This is a genomic window from Isoptericola sp. F-RaC21 (assembly GCF_038593535.1).
Lineage (GTDB): Bacteria > Actinomycetota > Actinomycetes > Actinomycetales > Cellulomonadaceae > Isoptericola.
The window spans coordinates 531170-555308 of record NZ_JBCFYX010000003.1; the positions used below are offsets into that span (position 1 = coordinate 531170).

Genomic DNA, 24139 nt, shown 5'->3' on the forward strand with positions numbered 1-24139 from the left:
CTGTCGTCGTGCCCGCACCCGCGTCCCGACCCGATCGCACCGCGCCGCAGACCCGCCCGAAGGACCCGCATGAACCTCACCGGCATCGTCCCCGCCCTCCTCGCCGACCCCGGCGCCGCCGCCGCGCTCGAGCACGTCCCGGCCCGCGGGTTCGCCGACGTCGTCGGGCCCGTCGGCGTGCGCGCCCCGCTGCTGGCGGCCGCGGCCCAGCGGCGCCCGCTCGTCGTCGTGACCGCGACGGGCCGCGAGGCCGACGAGCTCGCCGCGTCCGTGCGCGCGTACCTGCCCGACGACCGGGCCGACGACGTCGCCGTGCTGCCCGCGTGGGAGACGCTGCCCCACGAGCGGCTGTCGCCGCGCGCCGACACGGTGGCGAAGCGGCTCGCGGTGTTCCGCCGGCTCGCGCACCCGGATCCCGAGCCGGGCCAGACGGGCCCGGTCCGGCTGCTCGTCATGCCGGCCCGCGCGCTGCTGCAGCCGGTGGTCGACGGCCTGGGCGAGCTGGTGCCGGTCGAGCTGCACACCGGCACGACGGCGGACCTCACCGACGTGGCCGACCGCCTGGTCGCCGCCGCGTACACGCGCGTGGACATGGTGGAGCGCCGCGGCGAGTTCGCCGTCCGCGGCGGCATCCTCGACGTCTTCCCGCCCACCGAGGACCACCCGCTGCGCATCGAGTTCTGGGGCGACGAGGTCACGGAGATCCGCTGGTTCGCCGTCGCCGACCAGCGTTCGCTGGAGATCGCCGAGCACGGGCTGTGGGCGCCGCCGTGCCGCGAGATCCTGCTCACCGACGCGGTGCGGCAGCGCGCCGCGGGCCTGGTCGAGCGGCTCCTGGGCGCGATCGAGATGCTCGACAGGCTCGCCGCGGGCGTCGCCGTCGAGGGCATGGAGTCGCTCGCCCCCGTCCTCGTGGACCGTATGGTGCCGGTGCTGGAGCTCGTGCCCGACGACGCGCTGCTCGTCATCGACGAGCCCGAGCGCGTGCGCCGCCGCGCGCACGACCTGGTCGCCACGACCGAGGAGTTCCTCGCCGCGGCCTGGACGGGCGCCGTCGCCGGCGGCGCGGCCCCGATCGACCTGTCCGCGGCGTCGTTCGAGACGTTCGCCGAGGTGCGCGACGTCGCCGCCCGCCGCGGCCTGGGCTGGTGGACGCTGTCCTCCTTCGCCCTCGACGCCCCGGCGGAGGGCGACGACGAGGCGGCGATCGCGCCGACGTCCGAGGCGGACGGCGTCACGACGTTCACCGTGGGCGCGCGCGACGTCGAGTCGTACCGCGGCGACGTGCAGCGCGCGTTGGACGACGTGCAGACGCTGCAGAAGGCCGGCTGGCGGCTGGTGCTCACCACCGAGGGGCACGGCCCCGCCAAGCGCATGGTCGAGCAGCTGGGCGCCGCGGACACCGCGGCCCGCCTCGTCGCCGAGCTGGGGGAGGAGCCCGAGGGCGGCGTGGTGCTGGTCGCCCCCGCGCTGGTGGGCAAGGGCTTCGTCGCCCCGGACCTGAGGCTCGCGGTGTTCAGCGAGTCCGACCTCACGGGCCGCCAGGGCTCCACGACCCGCGACATGCGCAAGATGCCGAGCCGCCGGCGCAACGTCGTCGACCCGCTGCAGCTGCGCGGCGGCGACTACGTGGTGCACGAGCAGCACGGCGTGGGCCGGTTCGTCGAGATGGTGCAGCGCACGCTCGGCGCGGGCGCGAACGCCGCGACGCGCGAGTACCTGGTGATCGAGTACGCGTCGTCGAAGCGCGGCCAGCCGGGCGACCGGCTGTTCGTGCCGATGGATCAGCTCGACCAGGTCACGAAGTACACGGGCGGCGAGGCGCCGTCGCTGTCGAAGATGGGCGGCGCGGACTGGAAGAACACGAAGGCGCGCGCCCGCAAGCACGTCAAGGAGATCGCGGGCGAGCTGATCCGCCTGTACTCGGCGCGCATGGCGACGCAGGGGCACGCGTTCGGCCCGGACACCCCGTGGCAGCGCGAGCTGGAGGACGCGTTCGCGTACGTCGAGACGCCCGACCAGCTCGTGACGATCGACGAGGTCAAGGCCGACATGGAGAAGGCCGTGCCGATGGACCGCCTGGTGTGCGGCGACGTCGGCTACGGCAAGACGGAGATCGCCATCCGTGCCGCGTTCAAGGCGGTGCAGGACGGCAAGCAGGTGGCCGTCCTGGTCCCGACGACGCTGCTGGTGCAGCAGCACTTCGACACGTTCTCCGAGCGGTACGCGGGCTTCCCCGTGACGGTCCGCGCCCTGTCCCGGTTCCAGTCGGAGAAGGAGTCGGCCGAGACGGTCGAGGGACTCGCGAAGGGCACCGTCGACATCGTCATCGGCACGCACCGCCTGCTCACCGGGTCGGTGCGGTTCAAGGACCTCGGCCTGGTGATCGTGGACGAGGAGCAGCGGTTCGGCGTCGAGCACAAGGAGACGCTCAAGCAGCTGCGCACCAACGTGGACGTGCTGGCCATGTCCGCGACGCCGATCCCGCGCACGCTCGAGATGGCCGTCACCGGCATCCGCGAGATGTCCACCCTCGCCACCCCGCCTGAGGAGCGCCACCCCGTGCTCACGTACGTCGGCGCGTACGAGGAGAAGCAGATCGCCGCGGCCCTGCGGCGCGAGCTGCTGCGCGAGGGCCAGGTCTTCTACGTGCACAACAAGGTGGAGACGATCCAGAAGACGGCGTCGCGCCTCGCGGAGCTCGTCCCCGAGGCCCGCATCGGCGTGGCCCACGGCAAGATGAGCGAGCACCAGCTGGACCAGGTGATCCGCGCCTTCTGGGAGAAGGAGCTGGACGTGCTGGTCTGCACCACGATCATCGAGACCGGCCTGGACATCTCCAACGCCAACACCCTGATCCTGGAGCGCGCGGACGTGCTGGGCCTGTCGCAGCTGCACCAGCTGCGCGGCCGCGTCGGCCGCGGCCGGGAGCGCGCGTACGCGTACTTCCTGTACCCGCCGGAGCGGCCGCTCACCGACACCGCGCACGACCGCCTCGCGACGATGGCCGCGCACACCGACCTCGGCGCCGGCATGCAGATCGCGATGAAGGACCTCGAGATCCGCGGCGCGGGCAACCTGCTCGGCGGCGAGCAGTCCGGCCACATCGCGGGCGTCGGCTTCGACCTGTACGTGCGCATGGTGGGCGAGGCCGTGGCGACGTTCCGCGGCGAGCGCGAGGAGGAGCAGCCCGAGGTCACCATCGAGCTGCCCGTCGACGCGCACCTGCCGGAGTCGTACATCGCCACCGAGCGGCTGCGCCTCGAGGCGTACAAGAAGATCGCCGCCGCCCAGGACGCGACCGAGCTCGCGGAGGTGCGTGCCGAGCTGGTGGACCGCTACGGCACGCTGCCCGACGTCGCGTCCGCGCTGTTCGACGTCGCGGACTTCCGCAACCACGCCCGCCGCGCCGGCCTCACCGACGTCACGGCACAGGGCAAGTTCGTCCGGTTCGCGCCCGTGGACCTGGCGGAGTCGGCGCAGTTGCGGCTCAAGCGGCTGTACCCGGGCACGATCCTCAAGCCCGCCATCCGGGCGTTCCTCGTGCCCTTCCCGACGACGGCGCGCATCGGCGGCCGCCCGCTGCGGGGCGCCGAGGTGCTCGCCTGGGCGCGCCAGCTCATCGACGCGGTCGTGCTCGGGGAGGTCTCCGCCGCGGCGAGCGTCGGTACCGGCGGTCGCTGACCGCCACGGCGCCGACGTCAGCCGACCGTCAGCCGAAGGACTGCGCCGTCGCGTGCTCGACGTCGACGAGGAACGCGATGCGGTCCTCGCCGCGCGGGTAGTCGGCGCCCGTGTAGACGTGGGCGATCCGGTCGACGACGGCCCAGCCGGCGTCGCCCAGGAGCACGCGGTCCACGCGCCCGCGCAGCAGCGCCATCTCCCACGGCCGCTCCGTGTGCGTCACGGAGATCGCGACGCGGGGGTCGCGGTCGACGTTGCGCGCCTTCTGCGAGCGCGGGCCCGTGAGGAAGGCGAGCAGGTCGCCCTCCCACGCCACCCACACCGGCACGCTGTGCGGTGAGCCGTCGGGCAGCAGCGTTGCCAGGTGGGCCACGTGGGGCTCCGCGACGAGGGTGCGGGCCAGCTCGGGCAGGTGGTCGGGCCCGGGGCTCGGTGCGGGGGCCGGTGCAGAGGTCATGCAGGGAGGACTCCGCCTCCCGCCCGGACTGAGCGGCCGGGGGAAATCCCCGTCTCGGCAGGTGGGGACGGTCGGGCGTCCCTAGCATGGCCGGGGACGGCCCCCGACGGGACCGGCCGCGCCGTCCGTCGGCGTGGCTCGCGGCGCGCGACGACGGAGGGTGCGATGAGCGGCACGAACGGCGGCGGGTCGGACGGCGCGGGCCTGCCGGACGATGCGACGGCACGCCTGGCCGCGCTGGAGCGCGAGAACGCCGAGCTGCGCGCACGGCTCGCGGCGGGCGAGGGACAGCGGGCCGTGGCCCCGGCGTCTGCCGCGCCCCGGGAGCGACACCGCGGGCGGGCCGCGGCCGCCGTCGTGCTCATCGTGCTGGGGGCGCTGCTGGCTCCGCTCGCGGCGGTCTCGGCCTGGGCGGAGCGGACGCTCACCGACACGGACCGGTACGTCGCCACGGTCGGGCCGCTTGCCGCCGACCCCGCGGTCCAGGGGGCCGTCGCCGGCCGGCTCACCGACGTCGTGATGGAGCAGATCGACGTGGACGCGATCCTCGGCACCGTGGTCGACGGGCTGGAGCAGCGGGGTGTCGGGCCGCGCGCCACCGACGCCCTCACCCAGCTGTCCGGCCCCCTGTCCAGTGGGGTCGAGTCCTTCGTGCGCCGGACCGCGGACGACGTGGTCGGCAGCGACGCGTTCCACGACGCCTGGGTGCAGGCCAACCGGGTGGCGCACGAGCAGCTCGTCGCGACGATGCGGGGCGAGGGCGGCGAGCTGCTGCAGATCGGCAAGGACGGCCAGCTCACCATCCAGCTCTCCGGCATCATCGACCTGGTCAAGCAGCGGCTCGTCGACCGGGGCCTCGGGGTCGCGGCGCGGATCCCGGAGGTGAACGCCACGTTCACCCTGATGCAGACGTCGCAGCTGGTGCAGGTGCAGAACCGGTACGCGCAGGTCGTGGCGCTGGGGACGTGGCTGCCGTGGATCTCGCTCGGCCTGCTCGCCGCCGGGGTGCTGGTGGCGCGGCACCGGTCGCGGGCGCTCGTGGTCGCGGGCCTGGCGCTCGCGGCGGGGATGGTGCTGCTCGCCGTCGGGCTGGCGATCGGGCGCGGCGTCTACCTCGACGCGCTGCGGGACGTGGTGCTGCGGCTCGACGCGGCCGAGGTGCTGTTCGACCAGACCGTGTCGTTCCTGCGCGTCACGCTGCGCACGGTCGGCGTGCTCGGGCTGGTCGTCGCGCTCGTCGCGTACCTGGGCGGCGGCAGCGCGTCCGCACGCTCCCTGCGCGCGGGCGCGGGACGCGGGTTCACCTGGCTGCGCGAGTACGGCGACCGGCGCGGCGTCTCCACCGGCCCGGTCGGCGAGTGGCTGGGCCGCTACCGCACGGTCGTCCGCGTGGCGATCATCGCCGTCGCCGCCCTGGTGCTGCTGCTGGCGGGCAGCCCGACGGCGGGGCTCGTCATCGGTACCGCGCTCGTGGCCGGCGTCCTCATCGTGCTGCTGGAGATCGCGGCCCGTCCGCCCCGGCCCGACGACGTCGCCGCGGCGCCCGGTCCACCCGACCTCCCCGAGGGCACCGCCCCCATCCCCTGACCTTCGAGCACGCGATCTCTCGCGCCATCCGGGTCGATGGCGCGAGAGATCGCTTGGTCGAAGGCTACGGTGGCGCGTCGTGACCACCACCGACGTCGAGATCACCGCCGACCTCGTCCGAGACCTGCTGCGCGAGCAGCACCCGGACCTCGCGCACCTGCCGCTGCGCCTCGGCGCGCGCGGCTGGGACAACCAGCTCTGGCGGCTCGGCGACGACCTCGCCGTGCGGCTGCCGTGGGCCACCGAGTCCGCCGACGCGCTGCTGCGCAAGGAGCACGCCTGGCTCCCCGGGCTCGCACCGCGCCTGCCGCTGCCGGTGCCCGTGCCGCAGCGGCTGGGTGAGCCCGGCGCGCTGTTCGGGCGGCCGTGGATCGTCACCACCTGGGTGCCCGGCGAGCCCGCCGACCGCGCGCCCGTCACGCGGCCGGGGTCGGCCGACGTCCTCGCGGCGTTCCTGTCCGCCCTGCACCGCGCGGCCCCGGACGCCGCGCCCGCCGGCCGCGGCCGCGGCGGCCCGCTCGCCGACCACACGGAGGGCTTCGAGCACGGCCTCGCCGAGGTGGTCGAGCGCGGGCTCGTCCCGGACCCCGACGCCGTGCGCGCCGTCTGGCACGACGCCGTCGCCGCCCCGGCCTGGGACGGCCCGCCCCTGTGGCTGCACGCCGACCTGCACCCGGCCAACGTCGTCACCGCCGACGGCGCCCTGAGCGGCGTCATCGACTTCGGCGACCTGTGCGCGGGCGACCCGGCCTACGACCTCGCCGGCGCGTGGCGGCTGCTGCCCGACGGCGCCGTCGACCGCTTCTACGCCGGCTACCGGCCGGGTGCGGACGACGCCACCCGCCGCCGCGCCCGGGGCTGGGCGGCGGCCACCGCAATCGGCGGGCTGCTCGTCGGCGACGCCGGCGACCACGGCCGACCGGGCGGGAAGTCCTCGTGGGGCCCGCCCGCCCGCGCGACGCTCGAGCGTCTGGTGGCCACGGCCCCCTGAGCGGCGTGCGCCGGGCGGGTGCCGGCCCAGGTCCCTACCGTGGTCCCGTGGAGCTCACCGCAGACGCCCTGGTGGCGGACCTGCGCGCGGTCGCGGACCCGGCGGCCCACCCGAACCGGCACTACGCCGGGTCGGGCGAGGTGCTCGGGGTGCGGATGGGCACGCTGTTCGACGTCGCGAAGCGGTACGCCGCGATGCCGCTGGACGAGGTGCACCGCCTGCTCGACGAGCCCGCCTACGAGCCGCGGCTCGCCGCGTTCTGCGTGCTGGACTTCGGGGTCCGCGGGCCCCGGGTCACGGAGGCCGAGCGGGAGGCGCGGTACCGCACGTACCTCGACCGGCACGACCGCATCGACACGTGGGACATGGTGGACCGGGCGGCGCCGCGCGTCGTGGGGCGGTACCTGCGCGATCGTTCGCGCGAGCCGCTGTTCGAGCTGGCCAGGTCGGACGACCCGCTGCGCCGGCGCACGGCCCTCACCGCGCCGCTGGCGTACACCCGCCCGCCGCACGCGGCGGGGATCGCCGACCTGCTGCGCCTCGTCGAGCTGCTGCACGCCGACCCCAATCCGGTGGTCCGCAAGCCCGTCGGCATCGCCCTCAAGCATGCGGGAGGCGCCGACCCCGCGGCCGTGCGCGGGTTCCTGGACCGGATGGGCGACACGCTCGCAGCGCCGCTCCGGCGGGAGGCGCGGCAGAAGCTGCCGGTCGAGCCCTGACCCGCTCGGCGGCCGTCGTCGTGGTCAGGCGCCAGGCCGCCGCCCGGTGCCGTCGTCGTCCGGGGCACCGTCCCGGCCCACCGGCCCCAGCAGGCCGGCGATGCGCTGCTCCAGCGCGTCGGCGGCGCCGTCCGGCAGCGCGACGATCCCCTCGAGCTCCTTGAGGGCCCGGCGGTACGCGGACTGCCGCTCCGCGTGCGACGAACCCTCGTCGTCGGCCATCGCCAGCAGCTTCTTCGCCCGGTCGAGGGCCTGCCGCTCGGTGGGGGAGAAGTCCGACGCGCGACGGCGCTTTGCCTCCCGCTCGGCGACGTCGAACCGCACCTGCATCTCGCGCACCGCGTCGCGGTAGCGGTCGAGACGGCGGCGGTCGCGCAGCTCGTCGAGGTCGTCGGGGCGCAGCTCCTCGGCCGCCCGGCGGGCGCGGTGGAAGTCGACCGTCACCTGCTCGCGCATGTCCGACATCAGCGGGTACTCGAGCGACTTCACCGCGTCCAGCTCGTAGGCGAGCCAGCGCCGCTGGGTCTCGTCGTGCGCGGCCACGGTGCGCTCGATCTCGCTGGTCAGGGCCTCGTCGTCGGCCTTCGCGGCCGACGTCGCGGACGAGGTGGCGGGCTGCTCGGCGCCGTGCTTGATGCGGTACATCTCGAGCTTGTCCTGGCGCCGCTGGCGGTCCCAGCTCGAGATGCTCCGGGCCGCGCCCCCGATCGCGGGGCCGACGAAGAAGATCAGCCACCAGTACGAGCCGAGGAAGTCCCAGACGCTGTCCACGGGGTCCACGCTATCGGCGCGGGCGTGACCGCTGGGTGGTCGCGGGCGCCCAGCCGGAGGCGCCGGTCTAGGCTGGGGGCGTCAACCCAGCACCGTCGCGGGCGTCAGCGGCCCCGGGCACCTTCGCCTGGGCCTTGCCGTGCGGTCGCCCGCGGTTCCCCGTCTGAAGGAGCACCCGTGGCAAGCATCGAAGCCGTTGGAGCACGCGAGATCCTCGACTCGCGCGGCAACCCCACCGTCGAGGTGGAGATCGCGCTGGACGACGGCACGTTCGCCCGCGCGGCGGTCCCGTCGGGCGCCTCGACCGGCGCGTTCGAGGCCGTCGAGCGTCGTGACGGCGACAAGGGGCGCTACCTGGGCAAGGGCGTCGAGGGCGCGGTCAACGCCGTCATCGACGACATCGCCCCCGAGCTCATCGGCTACGACGCCGAGGAGCAGCGCATCATCGACCAGACCCTCATCGAGCTGGACGGCACCCCGAACAAGGGCAAGCTGGGCGCCAACGCGATCCTGGGCGTCTCGCTCGCCGTCGCGAAGGCCGCCGCGAAGTCGGCCGGCCTCGACCTGTTCCGCTACGTCGGCGGCCCGAACGCGCACGTGCTGCCCGTGCCGATGATGAACATCATCAACGGCGGGTCGCACGCCGACTCGACGGTGGACTTCCAGGAGTTCATGATCGCGCCGATCGGCGCGCCCACGTTCAAGGAGGCCCTGCGCACGGGCACCGAGGTCTACCACGCCCTCAAGAGCGTGCTGAAGGGCAAGGGCTTCTCCACGGGCCTCGGCGACGAGGGCGGCTTCGCCCCCGACCTGCCGTCGAACGCCGCCGCCCTGGACCTCATCGTCGAGGCGATCGAGAAGGCGGGCTTCACGCCGGGCTCCGACGTCGCGATCGCGATGGACGTCGCCGCGACCGAGTTCTTCAAGGACGGGGCGTACCACTTCAAGAACGGCGAGGTGCACTCGACCGAGGACATGATCAAGCTCTACGAGGGCCTGATCTCGAGCTACCCGATCGTCTCCATCGAGGACCCGCTGTCCGAGGACGAGTGGGGCGCCTGGTCGCAGTTCGTCTCCGAGGTCGGCGACAAGGTCCAGGTCGTCGGCGACGACCTGTTCGTCACCAACCCCGAGCGCCTCGCCAAGGGCATCGAGCTCAAGTCCGCCAACTCGCTGCTGGTCAAGCTCAACCAGATCGGCACGCTCACCGAGACGCTCGACGCCGTCACGCTCGCGCAGCGCAACGGCTTCACCACGATGACCTCGCACCGCTCCGGCGAGACCGAGGACACCACGATCGCCGACCTGTCCGTCGCGACCAACGCCGGCCAGATCAAGACCGGTGCGACCGCCCGCGGCGAGCGCATCAACAAGTACAACCAGCTCCTGCGCATCGAGGAGGCGCTGGACGACGCCGGCCGCTACGCCGGTCGTTCCGCGTTCCCGCGCTTCCAGGGCTGAGTCCCACCGCTGGATGAGCGTGTCGAAACCCTCGACGGCTCGCCGGCGCACCGACGGCCGGTCGCTCCCTCCGGGGGCGGCCGGCCGTCGTCGTCCCGCGAGGTAGTTCGAAGCCTGCCGAGGTAGTTCAGATCTCCGCGAGGTAGTTCGAACTACCTCGCGGAGATGTGAACTACCTCGCGGACTCCTGAACTACCTCGCGGAGATCTGAACTACCTCGCGGGGTGTCCTGGCGGGCGCGCCGACGACGGTCCCCGGCGCGGGCGGTGCGGCTCGGCAGAATCGGGGCGTGCCTGCTCGTCGCCCGACCTCGCCCGCCGCCCGCCGCCCGGCGTCGCGGCCCTCGGGGGCGCGCGGCGGCTCCGCGCGGCCCACGACGACGGCGAACGGGTCGGTGGGCACGAAGCCCAAGGCCCCCGCGAAGGGCCCGAGCAAGAGCACGGGCAAGGGCTCCGGCACCGCGAAGGGCACGACCAAGGGCACCACCAAGGGCAAGGGTGCGGCGAGCACGCGCCGCGGGTCGCGGCGCCCGGCGGGGCCGGCGCGCGAGGAGCGGCGTCGCAGCCGCTACGGCCTGGTGCTGCCGGAGGTGCTCACCGTCCGGCTCATCGTGCTGTCCGTGGTGGTGCTGCTGGCGGTGGTGCTGCTGCTGCCCACGGTGCGCGGCGCCGTCCAGCAGTCGCACGAGCTGGACCGGCTGCGGACCGAGCTGGCGCAGAACCAGGCGGAGCGCGACCGCCTGGAGGTGGAGCTCGGGCGCTGGGAGGACCGGTCGTACGTCGAGGAGCAGGCGCGGTCGCGCCTCAGCTTCGTCATGCCGGAAGACAAGGTGTGGCGGGTGGTCGACCCGGGTGCGGCGGGGGACGACGACGTCGACCCCGTGACCGGCGAGGCGGTCGGCGCCGGCCCGGTCGGCACGTCCACGGGCCCGAGCGTGCCCTGGTACCAGTCGGTCTGGGAGTCGGTGCAGGTCGCGGACGGCCCCGCCGCAGCGGACGACGACGATGCCGACGGTGCGTCCGACGACGTCACGGAGCCCGGCGGGTCGCCCAGCCCGACGCCGGACGACTGACCCTGGCCGTCTGATCCTGGCGCGCCCTCAGCGCCCGCCCGGGCGGTGGCCGAGCCCCGCGGCGATGTCCGCGGCGGCGTCGAGCACGACGGGCACGAGCGCCTCCACCCGCGCGGGCGGCATGTACGGGCGGGTCGCCGACACGCTCACGGCGGCGGCGATCGCGCCGGACGCGTCGCGCACGGGGGCGGCGACGCAGAGGATGCCGGGCTCGTTCTCCTCGAGGTCGAACGCGACCCCGCGACGGGCCGACGCCTCCATGACGGCGACGAACTCGTCCGGCGTGAGCACGTCGGCCGCGGGGCCGTCGGGGGCGTCCCCGCCGACGCGGCGTTCGGCGACGAACTGCTCGCGCCACCGCTCCGGGTGGTCGAGCAGCAGGGCCTTGCCCACCCCCGTGCGCGTGAGCGGCATCCGGTGCCCGACCCGTGAGCGCATCTCGGCGCCGCGCGTGCCGGGGATCTTGTCGAGGTACAGCACCTGGCCGCGGTCCTCGATGGCGAGGTGCACGGTGTCCGCGACGCGGGCGGCGAGCGCCCGGAGCGGCCGGGCCGCGACGTCGGCCACGGGGTTCTCCTGCAGCGCCTGGTAGCCGAGCTCGATGAGCGCCGGGCCGAGCGCGTACCGGCCGTCGTCGAGCCGGCGGACGTACCCCGTCGCGAGCAGCAGCTGCAGCAGGCGGTGGGTGGTGCTGCGGCCGACGCCCGTCTCGGCGGCGATGTCCCGCAGGCGCGCGTGCCCGCGGGCGACGGCGTCGACGACGGCGATCCCGCGCGCCAGCGTCTGCGTGCCGGGCGGCGGTTCCGGCCGGGGGTTCGTGGTGGCGCGGGCCGCGGTGCCGTCCATGCTCTGAGGTGCCTCGGGAGGTGTCTCGGGCGGCCCCGCAGGGGTGATGCTCACGCTCGAACGGTATCCCGATAATCGGGACGCTGTTCTCGCTATCGGGACCGCCTGCCTAGGTTCCCGTCCATGCCCGACGACGCACCCGGCCGCGAGGCGGCGCTGGTCGCCCTCGACTGGGGCACCACGACCTTCCGCGGCTGGCTCCTCGACGCCGACGGCCGCGAGCTGGACCGCGTGCGCACGGACGACGGCACGCTGCGCACGTCGGCCGGGACGGGGACGGCGGGCGAGCGGGCGGCCGCCTTCGAGCGCACCGTCGCGCGGGTGTGCGGCGCCTGGCTGGCCGCCCACCCGGCGGCGACGGTGCTGTGCGCGGGGATGGCCGGCTCCCAGCTCGGCTGGGCCGAGGCCGGCTACCTCGACGTCCCCGTCGGGCTGGAGGACCTCGCCCGGCACCTCACGACGGTGCCCGGCGGCGTGGCCGGGCGGGACGTGCGGCTCGTCCCCGGGCTGCGCGCGCCGGGCGACCTGCCGGACGTCATGCGCGGCGAGGAGGTGCAGCTGCGCGGTGCGCTCGAGGGCTCCCTCGACGGCACCCCCGACGACGCCTCGGACGATGCCGCCGGCCCGCCCGCCGCCGTCGTGCTGCCGGGCACGCACACGAAGTGGGTGCGGCTCGACGGCGCGCGGGTCACGGGGTTCTCCACCGCCATGACGGGCGAGGTCTACGACCTGCTGCTGCGCGACAGCATCCTGGCGCGGCTCGCGGACGGCGTCCCGGCGGCGGAGCCGTCGACCGCGTTCGTCCGCGGCCTCGACGTCGACGCCGAGCACGGCGAGGAGCGGGGCGTCCTGGCGCTGCTGTTCACCGCGCGCACGCTCGTGCTGGCCGGGCGGCTGGCCCCCGAGGAGGTCGCCGACTACGCCTCCGGGCTGCTCGTGGGCTCCGACGTGCGGCACGCGCTGCGCTCCGTCCCGGCGGGCCCGGTCGCGGTCTGCGGCTCGGGCACGACGACCCCCCGCTACCGCCTCGCGCTCGAGCGCCGCGGGGCGACGGTCCGCACCGTCGCCGAGGACGTCGCCGCCCGCGGCCTGTGGCGCGTCGCGGCCGACGCCGGGCTCGTGGCCGCCCCGTCGAGATCCCGACCGGCACCCCGCCAGACGACCCGCCAGCCACCGGAGGACCGCCCATGAACCAGCACGCCACGGGGCTCGTCGCCATCCTGCGCGGCGTCACGCCCGCGGACGGCGTCGCCGTCGCGACCGCCGCGCTCGACGGCGGCCTCGACGCCGTCGAGGTCCCGCTCAACTCGCCGGACCCCCTGGAGTCGGTGCGCCGGATCCGCGCGGCCCTCGGCCCGGACGCGCGGGTGGGCGCGGGCACCGTGCTGACCCCCGACGACGTGCGCCGGGCCGCCGACGCCGGCGCCTCGCTCGTCGTCTCCCCGAACACGCGGCCCGACGTCGTCGCGGAGACGGTGCGGCTCGGGCTCGAGAGCTACCCGGGGGCCGCGACGCCCACGGAGGCGTTCGCCGCCCTGGACGCCGGGGCGACGGCGGTGAAGCTCTTCCCCGCCTCGACCATCGGGGTCGCCGGGATGCGGGCGTGGGCGAGCGTGCTGCCCGCCGGCACGCGCCTCGTCCCCGTGGGCGGCGTCGACGCGTCCACCCTCGGCGAGTGGGCGCGCGCGGGCGCGGACGGCGCGGGGCTCGGCACGTCGCTCTACCGCCCCGGGGACGCCGCCGCCGACGTCCGGGCGCGCGCCGCCGCCCTCGCGCGGGCCTGGGCAGCCCCTGAGACACGACCCTGAGAGGACCCTCGTGAAGATCACGTCGCTGACGACGTTCGTCGTCCCGCCCCGCTGGCTGTTCCTCAAGATCGAGACCGACGCGGGCATCGTCGGCTGGGGCGAGCCCGTCCTGGAAGGGCGCGCCGCCACCGTGGCGGCCGCCGTCGAGGAGCTGGCCGACTACCTGGTGGGCAAGGACCCCCGGCAGATCGAGGACCACTGGACCGTGCTGTACCGGTCGGGGTTCTACCGGGGCGGCGGGGTCCACATGAGCGCGCTCGCCGGCATCGACCAGGCGCTCTGGGACATCAAGGGCAAGGCGCTCGGCGCGCCCGTGCACGACCTGCTCGGCGGGCGCGTCCGCGACCGCATCAAGGTGTACTCGTGGATCGGCGGCGACCGCCCGGCGGAGACCGCGGCCGCCGCGCGGGAGGCCGTCGCCCGCGGCTTCACCGCCGTGAAGATGAACGGCCCGGAGGAGCTGCAGTACCTGGACACGCGCGACAAGGTGGAGAAGGTCGTCGCGAACGTCGCCGCCGTCCGCGACGCGGTCGGGCCCGACGTCGGCATCGGCGTCGACTTCCACGGCCGCGTGCACCGCCCCATGGCGCGGGTGCTGCTCGACGCGCTCGAGCCGTACCACCTGATGTTCGTCGAGGAGCCGGTGCTGTCCGAGCACGTCGACGGCATCGCCGACGTCCTGCGCGCCTCGAGCACGCCGATCGCGCTGGGGGAGCGGCTGTACTCGCGCTGGGACTTCCGGCACGTCCTCGAGTCCGGCGTCGTCGACGTGATCCAGCCCGACCTCTCGCACGCGGGCGGCATCACCGAGGTGCGCAAGGTCGCCGCGATGGCGGAGGCGTACGACGTCGCGGTCGCGCCGCACTGCCCGCTGGGGCCGATCGCGCTGGCCGCCTGCCTGCAGCTCGACGCCGTCGCGTACAACGCGGTGATCCAGGAGCAGAGCCTCGGCATCCACTACAACACCGCGAACGACCTGCTCGACTACGTCGTCGACCCTGGCGTGTTCGCCTACTGTGCCGGGATGGTCGACATCCCGCGCGGACCCGGGCTCGGGATCGAGGTGGACGAGGACTACGTCCGCGAGCGGGCCGCCGTCGGGCACCGGTGGCGCAACCCCGTCTGGCGGCACGCGGACGGTTCCTTCGCCGAGTGGTGAGGGAGCGCCGCGGCACCCGCCGGTCCGGGGGAGAATGAGGGCTGCCCCGCCCGCGACCTCCCGAGGACCACTCCGTGACCGACCAGACCTCCGCCCCCGTCGACGGCGCCGACCCCGCCGCCGTCACCGACCGCGACCTCGAGGTGCTCGCCGAGCAGCTCGGTCGCGAGCCGCGCGGCGTCGTCGGCATCGCCGCGCGCTGCGTGTGCGGCCGCCCGCTCGTGGTGCGCACGGCGCCGCGGCTGCCGGACGGCACGCCGTTCCCCACGACCTACTACCTCACGCACCCGGGCGCCGTCGCCGCGGCGTCGCGGCTGGAGGCGGACGGCGTGATGAAGGAGATGACGGCGCGGCTCGGCGAGGACGAGGAGCTCGCGGCCGCCTACCGCCGGGCGCACGAGCACTACCTCGCCCGGCGCGCGGAGCTCGGGCAGGTCGAGGAGATCGACGGCATCTCCGCCGGCGGGATGCCCACGCGCGTCAAGTGCCTCCACGTGCTCATGGGGCACGCCCTGGCCGCCGGGCCCGGGGTCAACCCGCTCGGCGACGAGGCACTCGCGCTGGTGCGCGACCAGTGGCGGCCCGACCGCTGCTCCTGCTGACCCACCGCTGGTTGAGCCTGTCGAAACCAAGCCCGCCGAGATCTCGCACGGGTCTCGACAAGCTCGACCAGCGGAACGTCGGAGGTGAATGAGAAGGTGTCGCCCGTGACCGAACGCCCCACCCCCTCCACCGCCGGTACCCGCGTCGCGGCGATCGACTGCGGCACCAACTCCATCCGCCTCCTGGTCGCCGACGTCGGCCCCGACGGCACGCTCACCGAGGTCGACCGCCAGCTGCGCATCGTGCGGCTCGGGCAGGGCGTGGACCGCACGGGCGAGCTCGCCCCGGAGGCCCTGGCGCGCACGCTCGAGGCGTCGCGCGACTACGCGAAGGTGATCGCGGAGGCGGGGGCCACGCGCGTGCGGTTCGTCGCGACGTCGGCCACGCGCGACGCCCGCAACCGGCAGGAGTTCGCCGACGGCGTCCGCGCGGCCGTGGGCGTCGACCCCGAGGTGGTCTCCGGCCGCGAGGAGGCGGAGCTGTCGTTCCGCGGCGCGACGGCGGGCGTCGCCGCCCAGCACACGGCGCCGTACCTCGTGGTGGACCTCGGCGGCGGCTCGACCGAGCTGGTGCTCGGCACCACCACGCCGGAGGCGGCCCTGTCCCTCGACGTCGGCTCGGTGCGCCTGACCGAGCGGCACCTGCACTCCGACCCGCCGGCGCCGGCCGAGGTGGAGGCCGCGCGCGCGGACGTGCGCGCCGCGCTCGACGAGGCCTCCCGGACCGTCCCGTTCGGGCGGGCCGCGACGCTCGTCGGGCTCGCCGGCTCGGTGACGTCGGTGACCGCCCACGCCCTCGGGCTGACCGAGTACCGGCGCGACGCCGTGCACGGCGCGGTCCTCGACATGGACCGGGTCCTCGCCGCGTGCGACGACCTGCTGCACCGCAGCCGCGAGCAGCGGCTCGCCCTGGGGTTCATGCACCCCGGCCGCGCGGACGTCATCGGCGCGGGCGCCCTCGTCTGGGCGGAGGTCGTGCGCCGCGTGCGGGACGACGTCGCCGCGGCGGGCGGCACGCTCGCCGACGTCGTGACCAGCGAGAGCGACATCCTCGACGGCATCGCGCTCTCCCTGGCGTGACCCCCGCGCCGGCGCGGGAGGGTCGCACCGTGGACGCCCCGACTGCGGGGGTCCCGGGCGGTCGTAGAATGGGCACCATGCCTCAGAACGTTCTGTCGTCGGACACCTCTGTCCAGGACGCGCCCGCAGCGGCCCCGCGGCCCCGCAAGGTGCCTCGCATCGTCGTCCTCGGCGGTGGTTCCGTCGGCCTCTACGCGGCGCGCCGCCTGCGCCGCAAGCTCGGCAAGCAGGACGCGGCGATCGTCGTCGTCGACCCCCGGCCGTACATGACGTACGCGCCGTTCCTGCCCGAGGCCGGCGCGGGCTCGATCGACGCCCGCGACGTCGTCGCCCCGCACCGCAAGGCGCTCAAGGGCATCGACGTGCTGCAGGGCAAGGTCAACCACATCGACCACGCCGGGCACAAGATCACGATCCACCCCGAGGAGGGGCCGGACTACGAGGTCTCCTACGACCAGCTCGTCATCGGCCTCGGGTCGGTCTCCCGCACGCTGCCCATCCCGGGCCTCGCCGAGAACGCGATCGGCTTCAAGAACGTGGAGGAGGCCATCGCGGTCCGCAACCACGTGCTCAACCGCATGGACGTCGCCTCGTCCACGTGGGACGCCGAGGCGCGCAAGCGCATGCTGACGTTCACGTTCGTCGGCGGCGGCTTCGCCGGCATCGAGGCGCTGGCCGAGATCGAGGACATGGCGCGGTACGCCACGCGCAACTACCCGACGATCGACGCCGAGGACCTGCGCTTCGTGATGATCGAGGGCGCCGGCCGCATCCTCCCCGAGGTCTCCGAGCCCATGGGCCTGTGGGCGCTCGACGAGATGAAGAAGCGCGGCATCGAGTTCCACCTCAACACGTTCCTGTCGTCCTGCGTGGACGGCCACGTGGTGACCTCGACCGGCGTCGAGTTCGACACCGAGACCATCGTGTGGACCGCGGGCGTCAAGGCGAACCCGGTCATCAAGGAGGAGTCGGACCTCCCGTTCGACAAGCTCGGCCGCGTCATCGTCAAGCCGACGCTGCAGGTCGCGACGGAGGACGGCGAGATCGTCCCCGACGCCTGGGCCGCGGGCGACTGCGCCGCCGTGCCGGACGTGCTCAACCCAGGCCAGTTCTGCCCGCCGAACGCGCAGCACGCGATCCGCGAGGCCACCAAGCTGGCCGACAACATGGTCGCCGTCCTCAAGGGCGAGCAGCCCGAGGACTACAGCCACAAGAGCGTCGGCGTCGTCGCGTCCCTCGGCCTGTACAAGGGCGTCGCGGAGCTGTTCGGCTTCCTCAAGCTGCGCGGCCCGCTCGCGTGGCTCGCGCACCGCGGCTACCACGTCATGGCGATGCCGACCGGCAACCGCAAGGTGCGCATCCTCATCGGCTGGATCGGCCAGTTCCTCATGGGCCGCGAGATCGTGTCCCTCGGCTCGCTGCACGACCCGCGCGACGAGTTCCGCAAGGCGTCCGTGCCGCCGAAGCAGCCCGGCCAGAAGGTGGAGCAGAAGGCCGAGTCGTCGGCCGCGCGCGCCGAGAAGGGCTGACCTTCCCCGGTACCGTGAGCGGGCGCCGGGCCGACCTTCGTGGTCGGCCGGGCGCCCGCTCCGTCGTTCCGCCCCCGTAGCCCAACTGGCAGAGGCAGCCGGCTTAAACCCGGCCCAGTCCCGGTTCGAACCCGGGCGGGGGCACCTCAGCGCGTCATCTCGGCCGCGACGTCGGCGCCCGCCCGCCGGAAGGCGTCGACGACGCGGCGCACGGCGAGCCGCTCGGCGCGGTCGGGGCGCAGGACGGCGGAGACGTGCCGCGCCGACGCGACGTCGGCCAGCTCGCGCAGCACGAGCCGGTCGCCGGTGGGCGTGGTGAAGCGCGGTAGGACGGCGACCTCGTCGCCGGCGGCGACGAGCGCCTCGATGAGGCGGTTGTCGCGCAGCCGCTGCGTGACGCGCAGCTCGGCCCCGGTGGCCTGCTCGACGGCGAGGCGGACGGAGTCGAAGGGGTAGCCGAGGGGGACGCCGATCCACTCGACGTCGACCAGGTCCGCCGGCCGCACCCGCGGCAGGCGGGCGAGCGGGTGGTCGGCGGCCATCGCGACGTCGAGGGGCTCGCGGGCGAGCGGCACGACCGTGAGGCCCTCGGCGCCGGCGGGGCGCACGCTGGTCAGCGAGTGCGCGACGACGACGTCGTGGTCGGCCGTGAGCGGGCCGTACTCGGCCTCGGCGATGTCGACGTCGGCGCAACGCAGGCTGATCGCCGTGTCGGCGAGGTCGGCCATGACGCGGGGGAGCAGGAACGTGGCGGCGCTGGCCAGCGCCGCGACGGTGACCGTGCCCGACGGCTCGCCGGTGAACGCGTCCCACCGCGCCTGCACCTGCGCGAGGGCGGCCGCGACGGAGGCCCCGCCCTCGGCGAGCAGACGTCCGGCGTCCGTGAGCCGCAGCCCGCGGCCGGAGGGCTCGACCAGCGGGGTGCGCAGCTCGCGCTGGGCGGTGCGCAGCTGCTGGGACACGGCCGACGGCGTGCGGTGGGTGGCGCGGGCGACGGCGGTGACGCTGCCGCGGTCGGCGAGCTCGCGCAGGAGCTCGAGGTGCCGGACGTCCATGAAGGCAGCCTACAGATCAGATGAAGCAGGATTCGCTTGTCCTTCACGGTTGTCCCGGCGAGGCTGGGCGCATGCCCGCCCGCCACCGCCTGCTCGCCGTCCTCGTCGCCCTGATGTGGGGGCTGAACTTCATCGCCATCGACGCGTCCCTGCAGCACTTCCCGCCGATGTTCCTCGTCGCGCTGCGGTTCGCGCTCATCGCGCTGCCCACCGTGTTCCTGGTGCCCTGGCCGGACGTCCCGGTGCGCTGGGTGGTGGGCTACGGGCTCGGCTTCGGCGCCCTGCAGTTCCTCTTCCTGTACTGGGGGATGGCGGCCGGGATGCCCGCCGGGCTCGCGTCGCTGGTGCTGCAGATGTCCGGGCCGTTCACCGTGCTGCTGGGCGCCACGTTCCTGCGCGAGCGGGTGAGCGGGCGGCAGGTGCTCGGCATCCTCGTGGCCGTCGGCGGGCTCACCCTGGTGGCGTGGCAGCAGGCCGCGACCGCCACCGTCGTGCCGTTCCTGCTCACCCTCGCCGGCGCGTTCGGCTGGGCGATCGGCAACGTCTGCAACCGGCAGGCGAAGCCGCAGAGCCCGTTGCGCCTCACCCTGTGGATGTCGGTGGTGCCGCCGCTGCCCATGCTCGCGCTGTCGCTGCTGGTCGAGGGGCCCGGCGAGATCGGCCGCTCGCTCACGTCGTGGGGAGACCCGGACGCCGTGCCCGCCGTCGTGGGCCTGCTCTACACCGTGGTGGTCGCCACCGTGGTGGGTTCCGGGGTGTGGACGTGGCTCATGGCCCGCCACCCGGCGGGCGTGGTGGCGCCGTTCTCCATGCTCGTGCCGGTGGTCGGGATGTCGGCGGCGTGGGTGCTGCTCGGCGAGCGGGTGACCGCCCTCGAGGGCGTGGGCGCCGTCTTCGTCGTCGGCGGCGTGCTCTACGGGAGCAGCCGGGCCGCGCGCCGCCTTCTGCCGTCAGCAGAACGGCCGCCCGCGCAGGCGCTGGCGGAGCCGTCGGGCGCCGGTCGCGGGTAGCGTCGTCGGCATGACAGCGGACACACGGGTCGACACCATGGTCCACGGCGCGATCGGCGGTGCGGCCGAGACGGAGCACGTGCGCGAGCCGCTGCTGCGGCACCTGGTCGGCGCCATCCTGCGCCGTGCCCGGCTGCGCCAGCGGCGCACGCTGCAGGAGGTGGCGGGCGCCGCGCGCATGTCCACCGCCTACCTGTCCGAGGTGGAGCGCGGCCGCAAGGAGGCGTCGTCGGAGGTGCTGGCCGCCGTGTGCGCGGCCCTCGGGATCCGCCTCGTCGACCTCGTGGCCCAGGCCCACGACGCGCTGGCGGCGAGCGTCGAGCAGCAGCAGCGCGTCCGGGTGCTCACCTCGGTGCGCGACCGCGCCTCGTCGTCCGCGCGGCACGTGCGCTCGACGACGACGTCGGACGTCGTCGCCCTCGCGGCCTGAGCCGGGGCATGGAGTTCTTCTGCTACCACCGTGACCGCGCCGGCTCGCGACCGCTGCGCGAGGCGCTCAACGACGAGCACCTTGCGTACATGGACCGATTCGCGGACGGGATGATCGCGCGCGGTCCGACGACGACGGACGGCGGCGAGACGCTGACCGGCAGCGTGCACGTCCTCGACCTGCCCGGGCCCGAGGCAGCCCGCGCGTTCGCGTTCGACGAGCCCAACTACCAGGCCGGCGCGTACCGCGACGTGCTGCTGCGCCGGTGGCGCAACACCCTCGGGCGCACGATGTGGGACTACCCCGCCGGGCCCGACGGAGGCCCCCGGTACCTCGTCCTCGGGCTCGGGTGGCGGGGGAGCGGCGAGCCGCTCGTCGCCGCGGGCGCAGGCGTCGGCCTCGTCGCGGCGGGGCCGCTCCTGTCCGACGACGGCGCCGCCGTCCTCGGCGCCGCCGTGCTGGTCGAGGCCCCCGGCGCCGCGGACGCCCGCCGGGTGCTGGTCGCGGACGACTACGCGGACGTCGAGGTCCACGACTGGCACGTCGGCGGGCGGCCGGCGGGCTCCTAGGCCGCCGCGCGGTCGGACAGCTTGCGCGAGGAGACGACCGCGTCCGCCACCCCGTAGTCGACCGCGTCCTGCGCCGACAGGATGAGGTCGCGGTCGGTGTCGGTCCGCAGCCGTTCCACGGTCTGCCCCGTGTGCCGCGCCAGGAGCTGCTCGGTCTCGGCTCGCAGGCGCAGCACCTCGCGCGCCTGGATGGCGAGGTCCGAGACGGTGCCCTGCCCCTGGGTGGACGGCTGGTGCAGCAGCACGCGGGAGTGCTCCAGCACCGTGCGCTTGCCCGGCGTTCCCGCGGCGAGCAGCACCGCGGCGGCCGACGCGGCCTGGCCCATGCAGGTGGTCGCGACGTCGCTGCGCACGTACTGCATCGTGTCGTAGATGGCGGTCATGGCCGTGGCCGAGCCGCCGGGGGAGTTGATGTACAGCCCGATCTCCTGCTCCGGCGCCTCCGACTCCAGGTGCAGCAGCTGCGCCATCACGACGTTCGCCACGCCGTCGTCGATCTCGGTGCCGAGGAAGATGATGCGGTCGCGCAGCAGGCGGGAGAAGACGTCGGAGTAGCGCTCGCCCAGCGGGGTGCGCTCGACGACGTTCGGGATCGTGTAGCTCATCCGCTCGTCCATCACGGTTATCACAGCCCCGCCTTCCGGCCGGCGGCCGACGGCCGCACGTCCTCGACGCTCTCGACGATCCGGTCGACCATGCCGTACTCCACCGCCTCGGTGGCGGTGAACCAGCGGTCGCGGTCGCTGTCCGTGGCGATCTGCTCCACGGTGCGGCCGGTGTGCTGCGCGATGAGCTCGTGCATCACGCGCTTGGTGTGCTCCAGGTTCTCCGCCTGGATGGCGATGTCGACGGCGGTGCCGCCGATGCCGGCCGACGGCTGGTGCATCATCACCCGCGTGTGCGGCAGCACGTAGCGCTTGCCCTTCGTGCCGGTGGTGAGGAGAAACTGCCCCATGCTCGCGGCGAAGCCGAACCCGACCGTCACGACGTCGTTCGGCAGCAGCCGCATCGTGTCGTAGATGCCGAGCCCCGCGGTGACGGAACCGCCGGGGGAGTTGACGTACAGGGCGACGTCGGACCGCGGGTCCTCGGCCGACAGGAGCAGCAGCTGCGCGACGACGCGGTTCGCGACCGCGTCGTCGATCTCGGTGCCGATGACCACGATGCGCTGGTGCAGCAGCCGCGCGGTGAGCTGGTCGTCGAAGGCGGGTGGGGTGGGCAGGGTCGGTGCGCTCAGGGTGGGTGTGCTCATGACCCCACCGTCCGCCGCCGGCGGCTCCTTCGGGAGGCTTCTCTGCCCGCAGCGCATCTGCCCACGGCAGACGGCGCCTACGTCGATCGCTTGTAGGCGTCGAGGTCGGCGTTGAGGCGCTCGACGAGCTCGGCCAGGAGGGTGCGGTCCTCGTCGCTCCAGTCGGCGAGCACCGTGGAGTACGTGGTGGCGCGGCGGGCCCGCTGCGCGCCCAGTGCCTCCCGGCCCTCGGCCGTGGCGGAGACGAGCACGGCGCGGCCGTCGAGCGGGTCGCGGGACCGCTGCACGTGGCCGGCGCGCTCGAGGGCGACGACCTGGCGCGTCACGGTCGAGGCGTCGATCCCGAGCCGGTCGGCGAGCGCCTGCACGCGCTGCGGCCCGTCGTCGCGCAGGGCGTGCAGCAGCAGGTAGCCGGAGCGGTCGAGGTCGTGCCCGCCGGTGCGGGCGGTGGTCGCCGCGGTGGTGCGCTCGGCGCGACGCAGCAGCTGGGCGAGCCCGAGCTCGACGCGGGCGATGACCTCCGGGGTTGCCGCGGACGCCTCGGCGTCCTGGTCGGGACGGTCGTTCTGCACACTGTTTCCCCGGGAAGCGGTCATAGGTGTATCCTACAGGTAATTACCTGCACGATGCAGGCATCTCGGCGCCCCGACCGGCCCGTGGCCGGCGACGACGACGGCGCGAACGCATCAGCAGACCAGCAGCAGACGAAGCCCGCGGTGACCCGTGGGGCAGGAGTGAGGAGTCCGTGGCAGGCACACGCAACGAACCGAACAAGACAGCCATCTACGCCACCGCGCTGACGGCGTTCTTCGCGATCGCCGGCATCGCCGTCGTCGACCCGATCCTGCCGATCATCGGCGAGGAGATCGGCGCGACCACCTGGCAGATCGAGCTGCTGTTCACCGCGTACATCGCCGTCATGGCGGTGGGCATGATCCCGGCGGTGCTCGCGACGGGGAAGTTCGGCTACAAGAAGATCCTCGGGACGGGCGTCACCGTCGTCGCGATCGCCGCGATCCTCGCGGCGCTGAGCACCTCCATCGGCCAGCTCGCCGCCCTGCGCGGCCTGTGGGGCCTCGGCAACGCGATGTTCTTCGCCACCGCCATGGTGCTGCTCGTCTCGCTCGCCAACGACCGTGAGTGGGTGGTCGGCATCTTCGAGACCTGCGTCGGCCTCGGGTTCGCCGTCGGCCCGCTCATCGGCGGCCTGCTCGGCAGCTTCAGCTGGCGCGTGCCGTTCTTCGCCTGCGGCCTCTTCATGATCATCGCGCTCGCGATGTCGATCACCAAGCTCAAGGACCCGGCCGAGAAGCCGTCCCCGCTGCGCGTGGGCCAGGTGTTCTCGCTGTTCCGCAAGCCGGCGTTCCTGGCGCTCGCCGTCGTGACCGCCACGTACAACTTCGTCTTCTTCATCATCCTCGGCTACACGCCGATCTTCCTGGGGCTCGACGTCGTCCCGCTGGGCCTCGTCTTCACCGCCTGGGGCCTCGGCCTCGCGTTCGGCATCCTCGTCGTCGGCCACAAGCTGGCGCACACGATCGGCGCCGTGCAGACCCTCGGCGTCGCCGTCGCCGGCGTGCTCGTCATGACGCTGCTGCTCGCCCTCGGCCTGCCGACGCCGGCCTCGATCGTCGTGCTCGTCGTCGCCGGTGTGTTCATGGGCATCGCCAACGCGATCCTCACCGACCTGTCGCTGGCGCTCGGCGACCCCGACCGTCGCGTCACGACCGGCGCGTTCAACCTGGTGCGCTGGGGCTTCGCCGCCCCCGCCCCGGTCATCGCGGGCCTGCTGCACCCGGTGGGCGCCTCCGCCCCGTACTGGGTGGGCGTCGGCGTGCTCGCCGTCGGCGTGATCGTCTTCCTCCTGACCGCGCACAGGATGGCCGGCCAGCTGGGCGAGAAGGTCCTGTGGTCGCGTTGGAACCGCGCCGCGCGCGCCGTGGAAGGCACGCCCGAGGAGGCCATGTCCGAGCTGTGACCCGCGTCGTGCCCACGGGGCGCGGCACCGCGACGGGCGCCGGGCGGGACACCGCCCGGCGCCCGTCCGTCTGCGTGCC

Annotated in this window: 23 protein-coding genes and 1 tRNA gene; 17 read left to right on the top strand and 7 right to left on the bottom strand. The window is 74.5% G+C overall.

Annotated features, from left to right (window positions below):
• Positions 1-69 precede the first annotated feature (69 nt).
• Positions 70-3684 (top strand): transcription-repair coupling factor, encoded by a 3615-nt coding sequence (gene mfd / locus AAG589_RS12960; RefSeq protein WP_430567658.1) that lies wholly within the window; start codon positions 70-72, stop codon positions 3682-3684.
• Between the two features lie 28 nt (positions 3685-3712).
• Here the strand turns inward: mfd and AAG589_RS12965 are convergent, their stop codons facing one another.
• Positions 3713-4141 carry a PPOX class F420-dependent oxidoreductase gene (locus AAG589_RS12965; protein ID WP_430567659.1) on the bottom strand — a complete coding sequence of 143 codons (429 nt, stop codon included), beginning with the start codon at positions 4139-4141 and terminating at the stop codon, positions 3713-3715.
• A 165-nt stretch (positions 4142-4306) separates the two neighbouring features.
• Here AAG589_RS12965 and AAG589_RS12970 point away from each other — a divergent pair, with 165 nt between their 5' ends.
• From AAG589_RS12970 to AAG589_RS12980, 3 genes are all read left to right on the top strand, one after another.
• Positions 4307-5728 (top strand): hypothetical protein, encoded by a 1422-nt coding sequence (locus AAG589_RS12970; RefSeq protein ID WP_430567660.1) that lies wholly within the window; start codon positions 4307-4309, stop codon positions 5726-5728.
• Positions 5729-5807: 79 nt separating this feature from the next.
• Positions 5808-6719, top strand: a complete 912-nt coding sequence (locus tag AAG589_RS12975) for an aminoglycoside phosphotransferase family protein (protein ID WP_430567661.1) — start codon at positions 5808-5810, stop codon at positions 6717-6719.
• Between the two features lie 47 nt (positions 6720-6766).
• Positions 6767-7438: a DNA alkylation repair protein gene (locus AAG589_RS12980; RefSeq protein ID WP_430567662.1), complete on the top strand. Its 672-nt coding sequence runs from the start codon at positions 6767-6769 to the stop codon at positions 7436-7438.
• 24 nt (positions 7439-7462) lie between these two features.
• Here AAG589_RS12980 and AAG589_RS12985 read toward each other — a convergent pair whose 3' ends face one another.
• Positions 7463-8209, bottom strand: a complete 747-nt coding sequence (locus AAG589_RS12985; RefSeq protein ID WP_430567663.1) for a hypothetical protein — start codon at positions 8207-8209, stop codon at positions 7463-7465.
• Positions 8210-8386: 177 nt separating this feature from the next.
• On the opposite strand from AAG589_RS12985, the gene eno reads away from it, so the two are divergent.
• Positions 8387-9670 (top strand): phosphopyruvate hydratase, encoded by a 1284-nt coding sequence (gene eno / locus AAG589_RS12990; RefSeq protein WP_430567664.1) that lies wholly within the window; start codon positions 8387-8389, stop codon positions 9668-9670.
• Positions 9671-9959: 289 nt separating this feature from the next.
• The gene (locus AAG589_RS12995) at positions 9960-10742 is read left to right on the top strand and encodes an FtsB family cell division protein (RefSeq protein ID WP_430567665.1); all 783 of its coding nucleotides are present in this window, start codon (positions 9960-9962) and stop codon (positions 10740-10742) included.
• A gap of 27 nt (positions 10743-10769) precedes the next feature.
• On the opposite strand, the gene AAG589_RS13000 is transcribed toward AAG589_RS12995, so the two are convergent.
• Complete coding sequence (locus tag AAG589_RS13000; RefSeq protein ID WP_430567666.1) at positions 10770-11642, bottom strand: IclR family transcriptional regulator; 873 nt, start codon at positions 11640-11642, stop codon at positions 10770-10772.
• A 69-nt stretch (positions 11643-11711) separates the two neighbouring features.
• Here AAG589_RS13000 and AAG589_RS13005 point away from each other — a divergent pair, with 69 nt between their 5' ends.
• The 7 genes from AAG589_RS13005 (at position 11712) to AAG589_RS13035 (ending at position 17910) form a co-directional block, all read left to right on the top strand.
• Positions 11712-12779, top strand: a complete 1068-nt coding sequence (locus tag AAG589_RS13005) for a 2-dehydro-3-deoxygalactonokinase (RefSeq protein WP_430567667.1) — start codon at positions 11712-11714, stop codon at positions 12777-12779.
• A complete protein-coding gene (locus AAG589_RS13010; RefSeq protein ID WP_430567668.1) occupies positions 12776-13396 on the top strand; it encodes a 2-dehydro-3-deoxy-6-phosphogalactonate aldolase in 621 nt (206 codons plus the stop codon). The genes AAG589_RS13005 and AAG589_RS13010 overlap by 4 nt, the downstream gene beginning before the upstream one ends.
• Positions 13397-13406: 10 nt before the next feature.
• Positions 13407-14555, top strand: a complete 1149-nt coding sequence (dgoD, locus tag AAG589_RS13015; RefSeq protein ID WP_430567669.1) for a galactonate dehydratase — start codon at positions 13407-13409, stop codon at positions 14553-14555.
• A 74-nt stretch (positions 14556-14629) separates the two neighbouring features.
• Complete coding sequence (locus tag AAG589_RS13020; protein WP_430567670.1) at positions 14630-15157, top strand: DUF501 domain-containing protein; 528 nt, start codon at positions 14630-14632, stop codon at positions 15155-15157.
• Between the two features lie 105 nt (positions 15158-15262).
• Positions 15263-16237: a Ppx/GppA phosphatase family protein gene (locus AAG589_RS13025; protein ID WP_430567671.1), complete on the top strand. Its 975-nt coding sequence runs from the start codon at positions 15263-15265 to the stop codon at positions 16235-16237.
• A gap of 77 nt (positions 16238-16314) precedes the next feature.
• Positions 16315-17766 carry an NAD(P)/FAD-dependent oxidoreductase gene (locus AAG589_RS13030; protein ID WP_430567672.1) on the top strand — a complete coding sequence of 484 codons (1452 nt, stop codon included), beginning with the start codon at positions 16315-16317 and terminating at the stop codon, positions 17764-17766.
• A 70-nt stretch (positions 17767-17836) separates the two neighbouring features.
• Positions 17837-17910: transfer RNA gene (locus tag AAG589_RS13035), tRNA-Leu, on the top strand.
• 2 nt (positions 17911-17912) lie between these two features.
• Here AAG589_RS13035 and AAG589_RS13040 read toward each other — a convergent pair.
• Complete coding sequence (locus AAG589_RS13040) at positions 17913-18821, bottom strand: LysR family transcriptional regulator (RefSeq protein ID WP_430567673.1); 909 nt, start codon at positions 18819-18821, stop codon at positions 17913-17915.
• Between the two features lie 71 nt (positions 18822-18892).
• Between AAG589_RS13040 and AAG589_RS13045 the strand changes: the two genes are divergently transcribed.
• Genes AAG589_RS13045 through AAG589_RS13055 form a run of 3 tightly spaced genes read left to right on the top strand, consistent with a single transcriptional unit; the run spans position 18893 to position 20830 of the window.
• Complete coding sequence (locus AAG589_RS13045) at positions 18893-19831, top strand: EamA family transporter (RefSeq protein ID WP_430567674.1); 939 nt, start codon at positions 18893-18895, stop codon at positions 19829-19831.
• 10 nt (positions 19832-19841) lie between these two features.
• Entirely contained in the window at positions 19842-20261 is a 420-nt protein-coding gene (locus tag AAG589_RS13050) for a helix-turn-helix domain-containing protein (protein ID WP_430567675.1), read from the top strand.
• Positions 20262-20269: 8 nt separating this feature from the next.
• Complete coding sequence (locus AAG589_RS13055; RefSeq protein ID WP_430567676.1) at positions 20270-20830, top strand: YciI family protein; 561 nt, start codon at positions 20270-20272, stop codon at positions 20828-20830.
• Here the strand turns inward: AAG589_RS13055 and AAG589_RS13060 are convergent.
• From AAG589_RS13060 to AAG589_RS13070, 3 genes are all read right to left on the bottom strand, one after another.
• Complete coding sequence (locus AAG589_RS13060; protein ID WP_446719746.1) at positions 20827-21447, bottom strand: ClpP family protease; 621 nt, start codon at positions 21445-21447, stop codon at positions 20827-20829. The two genes, AAG589_RS13055 and AAG589_RS13060, sit on opposite strands and share 4 nt — an antisense overlap.
• Before the next feature lie 8 nt (positions 21448-21455).
• Positions 21456-22082: a ClpP family protease gene (locus AAG589_RS13065; RefSeq protein ID WP_430567677.1), complete on the bottom strand. Its 627-nt coding sequence runs from the start codon at positions 22080-22082 to the stop codon at positions 21456-21458.
• Between the two features lie 77 nt (positions 22083-22159).
• The gene (locus AAG589_RS13070; RefSeq protein WP_430567678.1) at positions 22160-22678 is read right to left on the bottom strand and encodes a MarR family winged helix-turn-helix transcriptional regulator; all 519 of its coding nucleotides are present in this window, start codon (positions 22676-22678) and stop codon (positions 22160-22162) included.
• Between the two features lie 149 nt (positions 22679-22827).
• Between AAG589_RS13070 and AAG589_RS13075 the strand changes: the two genes are divergently transcribed.
• Positions 22828-24060: an MFS transporter gene (locus tag AAG589_RS13075; protein ID WP_430567679.1), complete on the top strand. Its 1233-nt coding sequence runs from the start codon at positions 22828-22830 to the stop codon at positions 24058-24060.
• The last annotated feature ends 79 nt before the right edge of the window (positions 24061-24139 follow it).